The following is an 18795-nucleotide window of genomic DNA, read 5'->3' on the forward strand; positions in this document are numbered from 1 at the left end:
CGATTTTCGGCGGGCTTGAGCCGACGCCCCACTTCGGGGTTCAGGGAAGACAGCCCACTTCGCACAGGATTGGATCAGGACACTTCATGAATAAATCAGCCGTTGTACTTTTGGGTTTTGTTGCCGCCGTCGGCGTGGTCAGTGCCGGCGGTGCCTGGTACACCGGCAGCCAATTGGAAGGTGTGCTTAAAACCACGATCGAAGACGCCAACAAGGAGATGGAACGCTCCCTGGCCGGTGTCGATGGCCGTATGACCCTGGAGATGGTCTCCCTGGATCGCGGCTGGTTCAGCAGCACCGGCCACTTCCGTCTCAAGGCTGAAGGCGCGGTGTTCGGTGAACAGTTCAAAGACAGCGAGCTGCTGTTTGTCGACCGTATCGAACACGGTCCACTGCCGGTCTCGCGCCTGGTCACCCTGAAGTGGTGGCCAGTGCTGGCTACCAGTCACCTGGCCCTTGAGAAGAACCCGACCACCGAAAAATGGTTCGCCGCCACCAAGGACGTTTCGCCGGTCAAAGGCGTCGCCAACATCGGTTTCAACCGTTCGGTCACGGGCAACCTGGAGCTGCTGCCCCTGGAGTACAAGGACGGCACCACCAGCGTCACCTTCTCCGGCTTGAACATGGACTACTTCAACACCGAAAAGGCGACAGAGATCAAGGTCGACGGTTACATGGACGCCCTCAAGGTCTCCCTGGTCGACCCCAAGGGGGCACCGTTCCAGGCAGAGCTCAATGGCTTGACCCTCGCCAGTAACTTGACCAAGAGCAGCTTTGGTTTTTATGTCGGCCAGAATACCGTCGTGTTGAGCAACAGCACGTTCACCTTTGGCCCGGAACAAGCCGTGCTGACCGTCAAAGGGTTCGAGCAGAAAGACAGCAGCGATACCAAGGACAACAACCTGGACGGTCGCGTCGACTACAAAATCACCGAGATCGGTTACCAGGGCAAGCCCGTGGGTTCGGCGGCCATGGCCGTGAGCGTCAAGAACATCGATGTGCCATCGACCATGGTGCTGACCAAGCTGTATCAGGACAAGATGCAACCGGTGCAGGCTGCCCAGGCTGCCGGCCAACCGATTCCTGAGCTGCAACTGAGCGAAGCCGAGCAAGTGCTGGCCCAGGCCAACGTTGATCTGCTGCTGGCCGCCAAGCCGCAAGTGGCCCTGGAAAATCTGTCCCTGAAGACCGCCAATGGCGAAAGCCGCTTCAACCTGGTGGTAGACCTGACCAAGCCGTCCACCATGGAGCTGCCGCCGGTTGAACTGGCCAAGCAGATGATCACGCTGCTGGATGCCAATCTGACCCTGTCCAAGCCGATGATCGCTGACGTGGCCGCCCTGCAAGCGCAGATCGGTGGTGTGACTGACCCCAAAGCCATCGAGCAGCAGGCCCAGATGGCCAGCGAGATGGTCAGCGGCATGGCCGTGGGCACGCAACTGGCGACCCTGGAAGGCAACGACATCCTGGCCAAGCTGCATTACGCCAACAATGAAGTGACCTTCAATGGCCAGAAAATGACCGTCGAGCAGTTTATCGGCGGCGTACTGGGCAAGCTGGGTGCGGTCAGCGGCGCCCAATAAGGCTGCCCGACCCCCTGTAGGAATACGGTTTGTGTAGGCGCTGGCTTGCCTGCGATAGCATCACCTCGGTGTGTCAGTGAAACAGAGGTGATGCCATCGCAGGCAAGCCAGCTCCCACAGAGGCCAGCTCCCACACAAGCCCCACGTTTGATCTCAACTGGCTTGTAGGACAATTCTGAACAATTGTCCTAATTTGTCCTATTCCATATCCTTCTCAGGGATATTGCGCCCAGGAAAGCTTGGCCGGGTCATCAGACACCGGCGGCCTGATGCGTGTTGTACAGGCGAACCTATCGCTACAGCTTTCCGAGTAAGGAAGCTGACGACATGTTGCGTAATTTCTCTCCCTCTGGCCCTGGCCGCCTGCGTCTACTGATCGGTGCTGCCTTGTTGCTGCCGACCCTGGCCGTGGCCGATCCTGCCTATGATTCCCTGATTCGCCAGGCCCGTACCGGCAACTACACGCCAGCGCTCAACCTGTTGCGCCAATTGCCTGCCGAGCGCCAGACCTCTGGCCAGGTCAGCGATCACCTGTTGATCGCCAGTTGGGCGCGCCAGGATGACGAAGTACTCAAGGTCTATGAGGCCCAGGGGCGCCAGCGCCAACTGACCACCCAAGCGCTGACCACCGTGGCCCGCACCTACCGCAATCAACAGCGCTGGGCCCCCGCCGAAATGGTGTATCGCCAGGCCTTGCTGCGCGAACCGAGCAACCCGGACCTGCAACTGGGCCTGGCCATGACCCTGGCCGATGGCGGCAAAACCGCCGAAGCCGTGCAGCGTGCCCGCACCCTGGTGGCGGCCAAGCCCGAGAATGTCGAGCGGCGTATGGCCCTGGGCTATGCGTTGTCCCGTGCCGGGCAGCCCTATGATTCGCTGTTCGAATTCGACCAGGCGTTTATCCGCGCCGGTAACCAGTCCGAGGTGGTGCGCGAATACCTGATCGCCCTGCAACGTGCACGTATGCCGGAACCGGCCCTGCGCCTGAGCGCCCGCCACCCCGGCTTGCTGGACCCGGTGACCCAGCGCCGCCTGGAAGGCGACCTGGCTGCCGAACGCGTGCGCCTGGCTGAATTCCCGACGCGCAGTGAAAGCGAACGCTTTGTGATCGCCGACCGCGCCCTCAAGGATTACGACCAACTGCTCGCCACCTGGACCCCGGACGCCAGTGCCCATGATGATGTGGTGCGCTGGCGCATCGACCGCCTGGGCGCGCTCAAGGCCCGCGCACGTACCGCCGAGGTGCTCCACGACTACGAAGCCTTGCAAGCTCAAGGCGTGCAACTGCCCAACTACGCCCTGCGCTGGGTGGCCGCCGCCTACCTCGACCAGCGTTTGCCCGAGAAGGCCGCGCCGCTGTATCGCCAGGCAGTGACCGCGTCGGATGCCGACCCCAGCAATCAGGTGGTCGACAGCACCGCGCTGTACTACTCCCTGCTGGAAAACGACCAGACCCGCGAAGCTCGCGCCGTCGCAAACGACCTGGCGAGCACGCAAAGACCTCGGGTTGAACTCAAGGGGCTGCCCCTCGGTAACCCCAACGACGCGTGGCTGGCCGCCCAGCAACTGGCGGCCCAGGCCGCGACCTACGGCGCCGATCTGCCGACCAGTGAAAAAAGCCTGGAAACCCTGGTGCGCACCTCGCCCGGCAATGTCGGCATGCGCGTGGCCCAGGCGGACATGTTCCGCGCCCGCGCCTGGCCGCGACGTGCCGAAATTGCCCTCAAGGACGCCGAAAACCAGAACCCGCGCCACATCGACCTGGAAGTCTCCCAAGGCTACAACGCGCTGGATCTGCAGGAGTGGCGGCAGCTCGATATGCTCGCCGATGACGTGGTCGCCCGCGCCCCGGACAATCGCCAGGTCCAACGTCTCCAGCGCCTGCGCAAGGTGCATGAGATGGCCGAGCTGCGTATCGAAGCCGAGACCGGTAAAAGCCATGGCGGCGGGGCGGTTGCCGGTAGTCGTGACTGGGGGATCGAAACCCTGCTCTACAGCCCGCCCATCGATGAAGACTGGCGGATATTCGGCGGTATCGGCTACGCCACCGCCGACTTTGAAGAAGGCACGGGCCACCACCGCTGGCAGCGCCTGGGTGTGGAGCGGCGTACCCGTGATATGACCCTGGAGGCCGAAGTCTCCAATCACTCCTACGGCAAAGGCACCAAGCAGGGCGCACGCCTGGCGATTGCCCGCGACATCAACGACCACTGGCAGTACGGGGGCAGTCTTGACTACCTGGCCGCCAGCACGCCGTTGCGCGCGCTCAATGCCAACGTCACCGCCAACGGCGGCAGCGGGTTTATCCGCTGGAGCGCCAACGAGAGCCGTGAGTGGAAACTGGCGCTGAGCCCGTCCCACTTCAGTGACGGTAACGACCGTGTCGAAGCGTCGCTCATCGGCCGTGAGGGTGTCTACCGCTCGCCGGGCGTGCAAGTAGACCTTGGCCTGGAAGTCGCCGCCAGCCGCAACAGTAAGGAAGAGGCCGCGTATTTCAACCCGCGCTCAGACTTCAGCGTGCTGCCCACGGTGAGCGTCAACCATGTGCTTTATCACCGCTACGAAACCCAGTGGAGTCAGCAGTTCCAGGCCGGTGCGGGCACTTACAGCCAGCGCGATTACTCCACCGGTGCCATTGGTTTGCTCAGTTACGGCCAGCGTTATCGCTGGAACGACGTACTGGAAACCGGCGCCAACCTGAGCTGGATCAACCGACCTTATGACGGTGAGCGCGAAAGCGATGTGCGCCTGATCGTCGACCTCACTTACCGTTTCTAGAAGAGTCCGATCATGACCCTTGTTTCCCGTTGCCTGCTGGCCCTGGGTTTTTTGCTGAGCAGTGCCTGTGCCCAGTCCCCCGCGCCTTTTACGCCACCTGCTGAACGACTCAAACCGGTCAACGAAGCGCCGTGGCCGAAAAACCATTTCCTGGGCATTGCCTACCACGATGTCAACGACCGTGACCCCGACCAGAGAGTGGTGGCGGTGCGTACCGAACGCCTGATCGAACAGTTGTCCTGGCTGCGCGAGAACGGTTACCAGGCGGTCAGCGTCGACCAGGTCCTCGCCGCCCGTGCCGGCGGGCCAGAGCTGCCGCCCAAAGCCGTCATGCTCAGCTTCGACGACGGTTATTCGAGCTTTTACACCCGCGTTATGCCGATCCTGCGTGCCTACCAGTGGCCGGCCGTGCTGGCGCCAGTGGGCAGTTGGGTCGACACGCCGTTGAACCAGCCGGTGGATTTTGCCGGCGTGCCGCGTAACCGCGGGGAGTTTCTGACCTGGCAACAAGTGCGCGAAGTGGCGCAATCGGGCCTGGTGGAAATCGCCGCCCACACCGACGCCAGCCACAAGGGCGTGCTGGCCAACCCCCAGGGCAACCAGGAACCGGCCGCCGCCACCCGGCGCTATGACCCGGTCACCCGCAGTTATGAGTCCGAAGCGCAGTTCCGGGCGCGGATGCGCGCCGACGTCGCGGCGATTTCCAATAAGATCCGCGCCGTTACCGGCAAGGCCCCGCGTGTGTGGGTATGGCCGTATGGGGCGGCGGATGGCACTGCTCTGACGGTGGTGGGTGAGCAGGGTTACCAGATGGCCCTGACCCTGGAGGACGGCCTCGACAACCTCGGCAACTTGATGAGCAGCCCGCGCTTTCTGGTGGACAACGACCCGTACGGTGAGGACTTCGCCAACAGCATGGTCTCGGCGCAGGTCAAAGCACCGATGCGCGTGCTGCATGTGGACCTCGATCATGTCTACGACCCGGACAAGGCGCAGGAGGTGCGCAACCTCGACGCGCTGGTCCAGCGTGTGCTGGACATGGGCGTCGACACTGTATTCCTCCAGGCGTTCGCCGACCCCAAGGGTGATGGCCTGGCGCGTTCGCTGTACTTCCCCAACCGCCATCTGCCGATGCGTGCCGACCTGTTCAACCGTGTCAGTTGGCAGCTGCATACCCGTGCCGGCCTGGTCAAGGTCTACGCCTGGATGCCCGTGCTGAGCTTTGCCCTGGATGCCAAGCTACCCCGCGTCAGCCGCTGGGACCCGGCCACCGGCAAGGTGGCCGTCGACCCGAAACAGTACCAGCGCCTGTCGCCGTTCGATCCCCAGGTGCGCAAAGTCATCGGTGAGATCTACGAAGACCTGGCCCGTACCAGCGCTATCCACGGTGTGTTGTTCCACGATGACGCCGTGCTCTCGGACTTTGAAGACGCCAGCCCCCAAGCCCTGAAAACCTACGCCGCCAACGGCCTGCCGGGCAGCATCCAGGCGCTGCGCGCCGACCCTGAAGTGATGCAGCGCTGGACCCGTTTCAAGAGCCGGTACCTGATCGACTTCACCCATGAACTGACCGCCAAGGTCCGCGCCCTGCGCGGCCCGGAAGTGCTCACCGCGCGCAATATCTTCGCCGAGCCGATGCTCAACCCAGCCAGCGAAGCCTGGTTTGCGCAGAACCTCGACGACTTCCTCCAGCACTACGACTGGACTGCGCCGATGGCGATGCCATTGATGGAAGGTCAGTCACTGAAGAACTCCAACGCCTGGCTGGAAAAGCTCGTGGCCACGGTCAAGGCCCGGCCCGGTGCGATGCAGCGCACGGTCTTCGAGCTACAGGCCAAGGATTGGCGCACTCCAGCCGCCCCGGACATTTCCGGCGTGCAAATGGCCGAGTGGATGGGGGTGCTCAAGCGCCAGGGTGCCAGCAGTTTTGGCTACTACCCCGACAACTTCCTGGAGAATTCGCCGGATCTGAACACCGTGCGTCCGGCCCTTTCCAACAAATGGAATCCTTGACTCATGTTCGACAGAATCCTTGCTCTTCTCGTGTTGGCATTGGTGTTGGGTGTGCCCCTGGGCCTGATCTTCCTGGTCACCGGGCAGTTCCTGATGGAGTTCGTGTTTTTCTATCCGTTGTTCATGTCCGGGCTGTGGATCGCCGGCGGCCTGTACTTCTGGCTGCACTGGGAGCGCCACTGGCCGTGGTCCGATGACACCCCGGCGCCGGTGCTCAAAGGCGAGCCGCTGATCTCGATCCTGATCCCTTGCTACAACGAAGGCGACAACGCCGCCGAGACCATCGGCGCGGCGTTGGCCCAGCGCTATCGCAACCTGGAAGTGATTGCGATCAACGACGGCTCCAGCGACAACACCGCCGCTGTGCTCGACGCCCTGGCGCTGCAGGAGCCACGCTTGCGGGTGCTGCACCTGGCGCAAAACCAGGGCAAGGCCGTGGCCCTGCGTATGGGCGCTGTGGCGGCGCGCAGCGAATACCTGGTGTGCATCGACGGCGACGCCTTGCTCGACCGCAACGCGGCGGCCTACCTAGTGGCGCCGATGCTCGACAACCCACGGCTTGGCGCGGTCACCGGCAACCCGCGCATCCGCACGCGCTCGACCTTGATTGGTCGGGTACAGGTGGGCGAGTTCTCTTCGATCATTGGTTTGATCAAGCGTACCCAGCGGGTTTTCGGGCGGATCTTCACTGTGTCCGGCGTGGTGGTGGCGTTTCGGCGGGCGGCCCTGGACCGGGTCGACTACTGGAGCACCGACATGATCACCGAAGACATCGACGTGAGCTGGAAGCTGCAACTGGACCACTGGAGCATCTTCTACGAGCCGCGTGCGCTGTGCTGGATCCTCATGCCAGAAACCCTCGGCGGCCTGTGGAAACAGCGTCTGCGCTGGGCCCAGGGCGGCGCCGAAGTGCTGTTCAAGAATATTCGCGGGATCTGGCAATGGCGCCATCGCTACCTGTGGCCGCTGCTGTTCGAGTACTGCCTGTCCACCGGCTGGGCCTTCACTTTCCTGCTGTCGGTGATCTTCTGGGGCGTAGGGAAAGTGGTGCCGTTGCCCGAGGCGATTGCCGTCGGTTCGCTGATGCCGCCGGCCTTCACCGGGTTGCTGCTGGCGGTGGTGTGCCTGGTGCAATTTGCCGTGAGCATCATGATTGACCGGCGCTACGAGCGCGGCCTGTGGAAAACCCTGTTCTGGACCGTCTGGTACCCGCTGGTGTTCTGGCTGGTGAGCCTGTTCACCACCCTAGTCAGCTTTCCCAAAGTCCTGTTCCGCCAACATCAAAAACGCGCGCGCTGGGTCAGCCCGGATCGCGGCATCAAGGCACCTGCCAAGGAAGTTAAGCCATGAACCTGATCCGTACCCCACAGCGGCCTGTGATGCAGGCCATTGATATTTTCCTGACCCTGATGGCCTGGGCCGGCCTGGTGATCCTGCTGGTGCGCGGCCTGGTGCCGATGCTCGATAGCAATGGCGGCCCACGCATCGATGCACCGATTTTTGCCGCGCTGAACACCTTGCAGATCTACCTGTGGATCGCCTTGTTCAACGCGGTGCTGCTGATCGTCTGGGCGCGCTACCAACAACGACGCGGCAAGCAATTCGCCCAGCGGCGCGCGGCGACCAAGGCGTTGAGCGACCACGGCTTGAGCGAGAGCTTCCGCCTGGCGGCAGGCGAGCTTGAGCAACTACGCCGGCCGGGGGTGTTGGTGATTCATAACGATCAGGAGGGCGGGGTGCAGGCGGTGACGGCGCATCACTCCCTTGAGGTGCGGCGGCCAGGGTTAAAACTGGTGGTGGGGCAGGAAAACTAGGAGCGTAGGAAAAGTGACCTTTTGTTGCAGGAAGATTCGCCAATAAATTTAAGAGTAGTCCTATTTATCTCGCCTCGGCGGCCCACTGACAATCACGGAGTTGCGCGCCTTTAAACGTTTGATGAGTAGTTGTTCGTTATAAATCAATGGGTTGGCTGTGAATCAAAATGAGGTCCTCGCTCAATTTGAGAGCCTGTGTGCTGACAACCTGTTCGGCGATGACCGCGAACGCTTGCTCAATCTGCGGGAAATTTAGCAGGCCATTGATCAGCTCAAATGATGCAGGTCGTCGGTCAGTGCAAGGGCTCAAACAGGCTGTTTCGGTTTTATACCTGCTGCCGCCGAGATTGTGAGCGGAGCCCCAGTCATACATGGAGTTTTACGTGAAGCCAAAGCCGTTTAAAAAAAGCCTGCTGGCTTTGATCGTTGGGGCAATCAGCACTCAAGTGCTGGCCGTTGAAGTGGACGTTGGTCAAGGCAAGAGCACCTGGAGCGGTGAGAAGTTTAGTGAATCACTGACCCTCACCGGGACGGTGACTCAGCCCACGAACGTGACCGCCAACCTAGTCACGAGCAATTGGATGGGGGTGAGTATCGCCGATACGAGGATCGAGGGGTCGCTGATCAATCGGGCCGATATCGTTCTGGGTGATCACGACCGCCCCATTCGGGCGCTTGCCGTGGACGCATCTCTGGAAATGACTACTAATCCGCGTAGTAGCACCATCACGGGGGGATGTGATCCAGGCTGGAAAGATCATCCTGAATAACGGTGGTTATGAGGGCCTTGAAATCGGTGGAGCGACCATCGGCGGAAGTGTCATCAACTCCGGCACCATCCAAGCCACAACCAGTTCCCAGAGAGGCGGAGATGGTATTTACCTGCATGGCGCCACGGTGGGAGGGGATGTCTCCAATACCGGTGTGATCTCATTGGTCGGAGATGATTCCCTTGGTATTGCACTGGACCGGCGGGGCACGCAACTCACCAGTATTGGGGGCAAGATCCTCAACTCCGGGACGTTGTCGGTGACGGGTAAAGACGCTTGGGCCTTTGAGGTGGAAACCGAAACTACTCCTTTACGCATCGAAAACAGCGGCCTGCTTTCGGCAAATGGCGCTGGTGCGTCCGGCGTGGTGTTTTATGACGGTACCGTCGACTACATCCTCAATACAGGTGTCCTAGAAGCCAAAGGCGCCAACGCCAACGCTTTCGACTTCCGTGGTGCAAGCTTTGCGCAAAACAGCCCCATCGGCTCTCGCGGCATCGTCAACCGTGGCACTGTCAGCGCCGATGGCATTGCGATCAAGGTCGATGCTGGCAAGCAAACCTCCCCCTTCGAAATCAACCAGCAAGCCGGGGAAATCCGCAGCAACTCCGGCACCGCCATCGACGCGGCCAACCTGGCGAGCCTGAACTGGAGCGGCGGCAAAATCGTCGGTGATGTGCTCGGTGTCACGGCTGTGAACATCAACGGCCAGGCCGATTTTACCGGCGCGCGCATTGGCGGCCCGGTATCGGTCAACGCGGGTTCGTTGAACCTGTCCGGCGCCGGCACCACCATCACTGGCGACCTGAATGTAGCCAGCGGCGCCGGGGTTGATATGCGCCTGTCCAATAGCGTCGTACCGACCACGCCTTACCTCACGGTCAGCGGCGCCGCGCACTTCGCCCAGGGCTCCAACGTGACCTTGAGCGCCAAGCCCGGTGATTTCACCGCAGCGCCCAGCGGCACCGAATACACCCTGCTGCAAGCTAGCAGCGTGCAAAACAACGGCCTGACGGTCGCCAGCAGCTCATCGTTGCTCGATGTGCTCAGCTACTCGGCCGATGCGCAGACGGTCAAGGCCGTGGTGGGCTTGAAGCCAGACGAGCAGGTGCAAACCGACCTCGGCGGCGTGGGCGCCAGCACCTCGGTAGTCACCGCCGTGAACCTGCTGAAAAACGAAGTGCTGGGGCAACTGAGCCAGGACGACGCAGTGTTCCAGGCCGTGGCCAACGCCGGCAGCGCCCAGCAACTGGCGCAGATTGGCGAACAGCTCAAACCTGACGTAAACCGTGGCGCGCTGGACGTGGCCTTGTCCGGGCAGACCGTGATCAACGGCACGATCCTCAACCGCCTGGCCGGCCAGCGCGATGGCAGCGAACGCGGCGGTGTGTGGGTGCAAGGCCTGAGCAGCAACATGGACCAGGACGGTCGCGGTGGCGATAACGGTTACTCAGCCAACAGCAGCGGCGTGGCCGTCGGCGTGGACGGGCGTTTGAACGACAGCACCCGCGTGGGCGTGGCGTACAGCTACCTCAACTCCAACATCCACTCGGACCTGGGCAACAAGACTGAAGTGCAGGGCAACGCGCTGTCGCTGTATGGCAACTGGTCGCTGCAGAACTGGTTTGTCGATGGCAGCCTGAGCTACGGCGTCAACGACAACGACAGCAAGCGTCATATCACCGGCACTACAGCGAAGGGCAGCTACGACAGCCAGGCACTGTCGGCCAGTGTGGTGGGCGGTTACAGCTTCAAGGCGTCGGACAGCGTGCTGATCGAACCGCGTGTCGCCGCGCGTTACTCCAGCGTGCACATGGACAGCCTGCATGAGAAGGGCTCTTCGGCGGCGCTGAACACTGGTTCCCAACGTTACGAAGTCGGTGAGCTGGGCGCCGGCCTGCGTGTGGCAGGCAACCTGGCGCTGGGTGCCGGCACTCTGCAACCGGAAGCGACCGTGATGGCCTATCACGACCTGATGGGTGATCGCGTGGCGCAGACTTCCAGTTTTGTGAACGGCGGTTCGACGTTCAGCGTGACCGGCGCTTCGGTGGCGCGTGACAGCTATGAAGCCAGCGTGGGCGTGAACTACCAGGTCTCGGCGTTCAGCGTCGGCGCCAGCTACACCCGTCAGGCTCGCAGTGGATTTGATGCCGATGGCGTCATGCTCAAGGCCCGTTACGCGTTCTAAACCGTCCTGGTAGGAGCGAGCGTGTGTGGGAACTGGTAAGCCTGCTCCCACACAAGCCTGCTCCCACCAGTGCGAAACACCTTGAGAACCGCTCGCAACCCCGTAAAATGCCGCAGCACTTAATCAGGGATGAATTCGAAGATGCGCATTTTTGCCCTACTGCTGGCTCTTTCCTTTCTGGCCGGCTGCGCTTCCAAACCCCCGTACTACATCTCTCCAGCACCCGTGACCATTCCCAAGACCGCCACCTTCTGGGTCGATACCTTCGACGTCAACGTGGTGGGGCAGGGCCGAATTTTCATGTCGGACGCCAAAGTCCGCGAGCAACTGGGCGTCGACCTGGTCGACCGTCTGCTCAAGGCCAAGCGCTACGCCAGCAGCAAGCAGACCGCTGACTACCTGCTGGACGTGGATATCGTCTACGTGCGCCATCTCCTCGACTCCAAGGGCGGTATCACCAGCCTGGTGGTCGACGACAACACCATCCTGCAAAGCATCGACTTCGGCTACAAGGTCAAGGTCAAGAAAGCCGACGCCGAGGTGCTGCATTTTGCCCAGGATCGGGGTGGCCTGGTGCCCAATAACTGGGGCGGCCAGGTGCAGCAATGGAAGACCGTTGGCGGGGTCCTGACCAATGAAGGCAACGCCAATATCGAGCGCCATTTCACCGGTGGCTTGAGCAATTACATCGTGCACGACCTGCGCGCCATACCCTCACGTTAATACCCCGGATTTATTCACCTAGGAGCACCCTGTGAAATCACTCTGCAAAATCCTGCTGTCCGGCCTTGCCGCCACGGCACTGCTGACCCTGGCCGGTTGCGCCACGGAAAGCTCCCGCGCACTGCCGATCGAAAAAGTCGCCAGCGCCAGCGTCGCCTACTCCGGCGTACGCGTGCCGATTGCCGTGGGCAAGTTCGATAACCGCTCCAGCTACATGCGCGGGATCTTCTCCGATGGCGTGGACCGCCTCGGTGGCCAGGCCAAGACCATCCTGATCACCCACTTGCAGCAGACCAACCGCTTCAGCGTGCTGGACCGCGACAACATGGGCGAAATCTCCCAGGAAGCGAAAATCAAGGGCACCGTCCAGAACCTCAAGGGTGCTGACTACGTGGTGACCGGCGATGTGACCGAGTTCGGCCGCAAAGAAACCGGCGACCGCCAGTTGTTCGGCATTCTCGGCCGTGGCAAGACCCAGGTGGCCTACGCCAAGATCAACCTGAATATCGTCAACATCAGCACCTCCGAAGTGGTGTATTCCACCCAGGGCGCCGGTGAATACGCGCTGTCGAACCGTGAAGTCGTGGGCTTTGGCGGCACCGCCAGCTATGACTCCACCCTCAATGGCAAGGTCCTGGACCTGGCCATGCGCGAAGCGATCAACCGCCTGGTCGACGGTATCAACGCCGGCGCCTGGAACCCGCGTAACTGATTTAAGTGTTTTCAAGGAGCAGTACACGGATGAGCAAGGCAGTTAAGTTAGCGCTGATGCTGACAGCAACCGCGCTGGTTGCAGGGTGCCAGACGGCACCCAAGCCCCTGTATCAATGGGAAAGCTACCAGCCACAGGTTTACGAGTACTTCAAGGGCGAGCCCAAGGAAGCCCAGGTCGAAGCGCTGGAACGCGACCTGCAAAAGATCAACGCCAGTGGCCGCCAGGCCCCGCCGGGCTACCACGCCCACCTGGGCTTGCTGTACCTGAGCATGGGCAAGGATGACCAGATGGTGCAGCAGTTGCGCACCGAGAAGGCGCTGTTCCCCGAGTCTGCTGCCTACATGGACTTTTTGCTCAAGAACGCCAAGGCCCCAGAGGTGAAGAAATGAGCTTTTTGAAACTCACCGGCGCCTTGCTCGCCCTGGCCTTGCTGGGCGGTTGCGCAGCACCCAAGACCGTCGATTACTCGGCCTACAAGCAGGCGCGGCCGAAGTCGATCCTGGTGCTGCCACCGATCAACGAGTCCCCTGAAGTGCAGGCCTCCTACAGCCTGGTATCGCAGGTGACCTACCCGTTAGCGGAAGCCGGTTACTACGTGATGCCGATTGCCCTGGTGGACGAAACCTTCCGCCAGAACGGCCTGACCACCGCCAACGATATCCAGGGCGTGCCGCCGGGCAAGCTGCATGAGATCTTCGGCGCAGACGCGGCGCTGTACATCACCGTCAGCGAGTACGGCACCAAGTACATGCTGATCACCAGCGACACCTCCGTGACAGCCTCGGCCAAACTGGTCGACCTGCGCACCGGCACCACCCTGTGGACCGGCTCGGCACGGGCGTCCAGCGAGGAAGGCAACAACAACGGCGGCGGCCTGGTGGGCATGCTGATCACCGCAGCGGTCAAGCAAGTGATCAACAGCTCCACCGACGCAGCGCACCCGATTGCTGGTATCACCAGCGCACGCCTGTTGTCGGCCGGGCAGCGCACCGGGATCCTGTACGGCCCGCGCTCGCCCAAGTACGGCTCGGACTGATCTGGACCAGTCACTGCCGCTCCAATGTGGGAGCGGGCTTGCCCGCGATAGCGGTAGGTCAGTCACCGTATGTATTGACTCGCCCACCGCTATCGCAGGTCAAGCCAGCTCCCACACAGGTTGAGTGACCAGACGCTAACCCGAATCCCGACGCTCCTACGTCTGACCTTGTGAACGCATCATTCACACACGAGGTTCAGCCCATGTCCCATCCTCTTCTCCTCCTGCGCCCCGCTGCCCAGGGCTTTGCCGTGACCTTGCTGGTGGCACTTGCCGGGTGTGGGCTGTCATCCCGTGACGAGGCCAAGGCGCCCGAAGCGGCTGCCGTCCCCGAACTGCAAAGCGCGCCTGTCCAGGCTCAGGGCGCCATGCTCAAAAGAATGGCGATGCCGGCACCGATGGCCATGCATGACGCCGTGGCGATGGAGTACCGCGCCGAGCCGCGTGAGCAGTATCAAAACCTGCCGGACAACCCGGTGCACAGCGTTGCCGAAACCCCGGTCTCGACCTTCAGCGTCGATGTCGACACGGGCAGCTATGCCAATGTCAGGCGTTTCCTCAACCAAGGCCAGTTGCCACCCGAAGGTGCCGTGCGACTTGAGGAAATGGTCAATTACTTCCCCTACGACTACCCACTGCCGAGCGATGGCTCACCGTTCGGCGTGACCACCGAAGTCGCCGCCACCCCCTGGAACCCCAACACGCGCCTGCTGCGCGTCGGCATCAAGGCCTCCGAGCGTGCGGTGGCCGAATTGGCGCCGGCCAATCTGGTGTTCCTGGTGGATGTTTCCGGCTCCATGGACCGCCGCGAAGGCCTGCCGCTGGTGAAAAGCACCCTCAAGCTGCTGGTCGACCAACTGCGCGATCAGGACCGCGTGTCGCTGGTGGTGTATGCCGGCGAGTCGCGGGTGGTGCTCAAGCCCACCTCCGGGCGCGACAAGGCAAAAATCCGCAACGCCATCGAGCAACTGACCGCTGGCGGCTCCACGGCGGGCGCATCGGGCATCGAACTGGCCTATCAGATGGCCCGCGAAGGGTTTATCGACCAGGGTATCAACCGCATCCTGCTGGCCACCGACGGTGACTTCAACGTCGGCATCAGCGACTTCGACAGCCTCAAGCAGATGGCCGTGGACCAGCGCAAAAGCGGGGTATCCCTGACCACCCTGGGGTTTGGTGTGGACAACTACAACGAACACCTGATGGAACAACTGGCCGACGCGGGCGATGGCAACTACGCCTATATCGACAACCTGCGCGAAGCGCGCAAGGTACTGGTGGAGCAACTCAGCTCGACCCTGGCCGTGGTGGCGCGGGATGTAAAGCTGCAGGTGGAATTCAACCCGGCCCAGGTCAGCGAATATCGCCTGCTGGGCTATGAAAACCGCGCCTTGAAACGTGAGGATTTCAGCAATGACAAGGTGGACGCCGGCGAAATCGGTGCCGGGCATACCGTGACAGCGCTGTATGAAATCGTACCCAAGGGTTCAAAAGGCTGGCTGGAACCGCTGCGCTATACCCAGGCCAAGACTGGCGATGGCAATGCCACAGAACTGGCCATGTTGCGGGTACGCTACAAGCCGGCGGCGGGTGGCAGCAGTCGCCTGATCGAACACCCGATCAAGAGTGCTCAACACACGCCCAGCGACGACCTGCGCTTCTCGGCCGCCGTGGCCGCCTTCGCCCAACAGCTCAAGGGCGATGGCCGCTACACTGGCAGCATGAGCCTAAAAGACACCGCCGCCCTGGCCCGCTCGGCCCGCGGTGTTGATCCCTACGGCCTGCGTAATGAATTTGTACAGTTGGTGGAACTGGCCCAGAGCCTCAAACACTGATCTTGCACACGATACAGCTCTAATGTGGGAGCTGGCTTGCCCGGCTCCCACAGGTAATCTGCAGTGATCCATCGAAAGGAGTTCGCCACTTAACATGGCCGTACCAGATGATCCACCCAGCGACGAATCGCTGCTGGCCCGCTACCGCAGCGGCGATGCAGGCGCCTTCGAAATCCTTTATGCCCGGCACCGCCAGGGCCTTTACCGGTTTCTCGTGGGCCTCTGCAACAAGGCCGAACTGGCTGAGGAAATCTACCAGGACACCTGGCTCAGCCTGATCCGCAGCACTACCCAGCCACAAGGCCGCGCGAGTTTTCGTACCTGGCTGTTCCAGATTGCCCGCAACCGCCTGATCGACCATTGGCGCAAGCACGGCATCCACAACCCGCTGCACGACAGCTACGACGAACAACTGCACGCCCAGCCCGACGCCGGCTCCGGCCCCGAGCAGCAACTGAGCCTGAGCCGCGACCAGGGTCGTCTCGATGCAGCGTTGCAAGACCTGCCCGAAGACCAGCGCGAAGTGTTTATGCTGCGCCTGCACGGCGACCTGGAACTGCCGCAAATCGCCGCCCTGACCGGCAGCCCACTGGAAACGGTAAAAAGCCGCTTGCGTTACGCCCAGCAGAAATTGCGTCGGCTGCTGGCCGAGGAGGTACCCGTATGACTGACTCCCGACACCCCCAGGATCCGACTGACGAAGGGCTGATCCAGCACTTTCGCCAACACAGCGCCAGCGAGCCGCCTGCGTCCCTCGACGCCTTCATCCTCGCCGCCGCCCGCCGCGAAGCACCGGCTCCCGGGCCAAACCTGTGGCAACGCTGGCTGCAAGCTTGCCAACGACCACGCTGGCAGATGGCGTTTGCCACCGTGGCCGGGGTCGCACTGATGATTGGCGTGGTAATGCGCTCGCCAGTACCTGATATCGACCTGCCCGAAGCCGCCGAATATGCCGCTGCGCCACCGCCGCAGGCACTGTCTGCCCCCGCCGCCCCCGCGCCCATGGCCCGTATGGCGATGGCACCACAGGCTGACAGCGCGTCGGTCCAGGCCGAGATGGCGGCGGTCATGGCCGATGAGCCCGTGGCGAAAATGAGCAAGCAGATAGCCGCCAAACCGCAGTCTCTGGAGCAGGGGCTTGAGGAGATTGTGCATCTGCGCGAGGCGGGAGAGAGCAGGGCGGCGGATGAGAAACTGCTGGCGCTGCACAAGCGCTTTCCTGACGAAGACCTGCCCGCCCGGTTGGAGGCGTTGCAAAAGCGTTGAACCCGCGCCCATAAAAAAGCCCCAGGTCTTGCGACCTGGGGCTTTTCGTCTGTATCTGCGGCTCCCGGCGCGGTTTGAACTAAGAGCTACAGGCAGCGGTTTTATAGGCTGTCTTGATACGCCACGACTTGGTCTTTGAGCCAGCTGTGCAGGGAGGTTAATTGCGCCGAACGTTTAATCCCCAGTGGCCAGACCAGGTAGTAGCTCGAAGAATGCGCCGGTTCGATGTCGGTGAGTTTGACCAGCTCCCCACGTTGAATCAGTGAATGGGCGATCGAGCGGCGCGTCAATGCGACGCCGTGCCCGAGCCGTACCGCTTCGAGCAGCAAGGTGGAGTCGGTAAACTCCAGCGAGGCGTGAGGGCGCTGCCCCTCCACGCCTGCGGCGCACAGCCAGGTTGCCCAGCTTTCACTGGCGTGCAGCAGTGGCTGCTCGAGGATGGCGTGCGGCGTGTCTGGCAATACACCGTGGTTGAAGTCGCGAGCAGCGACCACCAGCAATGAGTCGCTCATCAGTGTTTCGCAATGCATATCGGGCCATTGGCCGTGACCGAAGCGGATTGCGCAATTGACCAGGCCCTGTTCTAAACCGGCGAACGCCATGGTCGATTCCAATTTCAGGCGCAGCCCGGGATGGGCACTCATGAAGCCGTGCAAGCGCGGCAATAACCAGTGCATGGCATAGGAGGGCAGCACCGACAGGGTCAGTTGCGGGAAATTGCTTCTCGCCAGAAATTTTTCTGTGACCCCGGCGATTTCACCCAGCGCCTGCCTGATCTGGTAGGCATAAATGCGCCCCTCTTCCGTCAACACCAGGGAACGTCCGCTGCGCATCACCAAGGCAATACCCAAATACTCTTCAAGAGAGCCAATCTGATGGCTGACGGCACTGTGGGTCACGTGCAGCTCAACGGCCGCCAAATTCACCTTGCCCAGCCGGGCCAAAGCCTCGAAGGCGCGCAATGCGGCGAGTGGAGGGAGCTTCAATAGGTGAATTCCTTTCACGGAAAAGTCTAATAATAGCCGCTATACGTGAAGCGAGCGAGATACCGATAATAGCGACGATTTAATTATTTAAATAATGTCATGCTAATAAAACGGGAGTTGTTCGCCATGATCAATGAAATCCAGTCGTTTCTGAAAAACTACTTTGATGTACTGCAAACCCAGGATTTGAATCTGTTTGATCGGGTCTTTCATCGGGGTTGCGTGTTATATAGCGCACAAGACTCGACCGTGGTCGTCCGGTCTTTTGATGAGTACAGGGCCATGGTTCAAGGCCGTCAGTCGCCACAGGAAGGTGGTTTTCCACAACTTGATGAAGTGTTGATGATTGATGTGATGTCTGCGGAAATGGCCATCGTTAAAGTGCGTTTGCGCCTATTCAATAACGTCATGGTCGACTACTTGAACTTGATGAAAGTCGATGGCCAGTGGATGATCTTCGCCAAGCTCTTTCACAAGGCCGGTGAAGTGACAACTCAGTAAGCTAACGGCCAGATGCAAAATGAGAACAAACTTATGTAGTGCATTCTCCGCGTCGCCAGTTTACGCACTCCCACTTACAACGCAAAAGCGCTTTGCCTAGTTGGATATGGCCGGCAGAAGAGTCTTTGTGACAGCGCCCACAAAAAAGCCCCAGGTCTTGCGACCTGGGGCTTTTTTTCTGTATCTGGTGCACCCGGCGGGATTCGAACCCACGACCCCTGCCTTCGGAGGGCAGTACTCTATCCAGCTGAGCTACGGATGCTTGTGCGGGCGCCATCATACCCATGTCGACCTTGGGCGTCCATGCTGGTTTTTGGCCGTCTGCCGGTAGGATTCTGGAGCGGCGAGGCTCTGTACCGGGCGGTGTGCGTCCTTGGCGCTGAATCCGGCTGTTGTGCGCCTGTCAGAATAATTCGGCTAATGCGCCGTTTTCGTTCTTTTTTTCGAACAGACTATTGCCCTGCCCCCCCATTGATCCTAGGATTCGTTTGAGATTTCAAACGCTCTGTCTCCCGTGCGCGATGTTTCAGCTTGCGCCCAGTGACTGATTTCCCTGACGGCAGCCTTCGAGGCGCCTTTCAACAACT

At 61.2% G+C, this 18795-nt stretch carries 14 protein-coding genes, 1 tRNA gene and 1 pseudogene; 14 read left to right on the forward strand and 2 right to left on the reverse strand.

Annotation, left to right across the window (positions count from 1 at the left end):
- Positions 1-86: 86 nt before the first annotated feature.
- The 13 genes and pseudogenes from PSH73_RS00740 to PSH73_RS00800 all read left to right on the forward strand — a co-directional run bounded on the left by PSH73_RS00740 (position 87) and on the right by PSH73_RS00800 (position 16721).
- Positions 87-1583 (forward strand): YdgA family protein, encoded by a 1497-nt coding sequence (locus PSH73_RS00740; protein WP_057957945.1) that lies wholly within the window; start codon positions 87-89, stop codon positions 1581-1583.
- Positions 1584-1910: 327 nt separating this feature from the next.
- Positions 1911-4361, forward strand: coding sequence for a poly-beta-1,6 N-acetyl-D-glucosamine export porin PgaA (pgaA, locus tag PSH73_RS00745; protein ID WP_057957946.1), 2451 nt, complete (start codon positions 1911-1913; stop codon positions 4359-4361).
- A gap of 12 nt (positions 4362-4373) precedes the next feature.
- Positions 4374-6374, forward strand: coding sequence for a poly-beta-1,6-N-acetyl-D-glucosamine N-deacetylase PgaB (pgaB, locus tag PSH73_RS00750; protein WP_169990435.1), 2001 nt, complete (start codon positions 4374-4376; stop codon positions 6372-6374).
- Between the two features lie 3 nt (positions 6375-6377).
- Entirely contained in the window at positions 6378-7724 is a 1347-nt protein-coding gene (gene pgaC / locus PSH73_RS00755) for a poly-beta-1,6-N-acetyl-D-glucosamine synthase (protein WP_057438950.1), read from the forward strand.
- Positions 7721-8188 (forward strand): poly-beta-1,6-N-acetyl-D-glucosamine biosynthesis protein PgaD, encoded by a 468-nt coding sequence (gene pgaD / locus PSH73_RS00760; protein ID WP_186625056.1) that lies wholly within the window; start codon positions 7721-7723, stop codon positions 8186-8188. The genes pgaC and pgaD overlap by 4 nt, the downstream gene beginning before the upstream one ends.
- A 383-nt stretch (positions 8189-8571) precedes the next feature.
- Positions 8572-11146: pseudogene (locus PSH73_RS00765) on the forward strand (autotransporter outer membrane beta-barrel domain-containing protein).
- Between the two features lie 141 nt (positions 11147-11287).
- A complete protein-coding gene (locus PSH73_RS00770) occupies positions 11288-11869 on the forward strand; it encodes a hypothetical protein (RefSeq protein ID WP_305461754.1) in 582 nt (193 codons plus the stop codon).
- 31 nt (positions 11870-11900) lie between these two features.
- A complete protein-coding gene (locus PSH73_RS00775; RefSeq protein ID WP_057436965.1) occupies positions 11901-12581 on the forward strand; it encodes a CsgG/HfaB family protein in 681 nt (226 codons plus the stop codon).
- A gap of 29 nt (positions 12582-12610) precedes the next feature.
- Complete coding sequence (locus PSH73_RS00780; protein ID WP_057957961.1) at positions 12611-12973, forward strand: DUF4810 domain-containing protein; 363 nt, start codon at positions 12611-12613, stop codon at positions 12971-12973.
- A complete protein-coding gene (locus PSH73_RS00785; RefSeq protein WP_057436967.1) occupies positions 12970-13620 on the forward strand; it encodes a DUF799 domain-containing protein in 651 nt (216 codons plus the stop codon). Before PSH73_RS00780 ends, PSH73_RS00785 begins: the two co-directional genes overlap by 4 nt.
- 203 nt (positions 13621-13823) lie before the next feature.
- Positions 13824-15455, forward strand: coding sequence for a VWA domain-containing protein (locus tag PSH73_RS00790; protein ID WP_186625063.1), 1632 nt, complete (start codon positions 13824-13826; stop codon positions 15453-15455).
- 94 nt (positions 15456-15549) lie between these two features.
- Entirely contained in the window at positions 15550-16122 is a 573-nt protein-coding gene (locus PSH73_RS00795; RefSeq protein ID WP_057957963.1) for an RNA polymerase sigma factor, read from the forward strand.
- On the forward strand, positions 16119-16721 hold the full coding sequence (locus tag PSH73_RS00800) for a hypothetical protein (RefSeq protein ID WP_057957964.1): 603 nt from the start codon (positions 16119-16121) through the stop codon (positions 16719-16721). The genes PSH73_RS00795 and PSH73_RS00800 overlap by 4 nt, the downstream gene beginning before the upstream one ends.
- Positions 16722-16822: 101 nt before the next feature.
- On the opposite strand, the gene PSH73_RS00805 is transcribed toward PSH73_RS00800, so the two are convergent.
- Positions 16823-17707 (reverse strand): LysR substrate-binding domain-containing protein, encoded by an 885-nt coding sequence (locus tag PSH73_RS00805; protein WP_057436975.1) that lies wholly within the window; start codon positions 17705-17707, stop codon positions 16823-16825.
- A 126-nt stretch (positions 17708-17833) separates the two neighbouring features.
- Here PSH73_RS00805 and PSH73_RS00810 point away from each other — a divergent pair, with 126 nt between their 5' ends.
- Complete coding sequence (locus tag PSH73_RS00810; RefSeq protein WP_057436977.1) at positions 17834-18208, forward strand: nuclear transport factor 2 family protein; 375 nt, start codon at positions 17834-17836, stop codon at positions 18206-18208.
- Between the two features lie 185 nt (positions 18209-18393).
- Here the strand turns inward: PSH73_RS00810 and PSH73_RS00815 are convergent.
- Positions 18394-18470, reverse strand: a tRNA-Arg gene (locus tag PSH73_RS00815).
- Between the last annotated feature and the right edge of the window lie 325 nt (positions 18471-18795).

Source organism: Pseudomonas sp. FP2294 (assembly GCF_030687625.1).
Taxonomy (GTDB): Bacteria; Pseudomonadota; Gammaproteobacteria; order Pseudomonadales; family Pseudomonadaceae; genus Aquipseudomonas; species Aquipseudomonas shahriarae.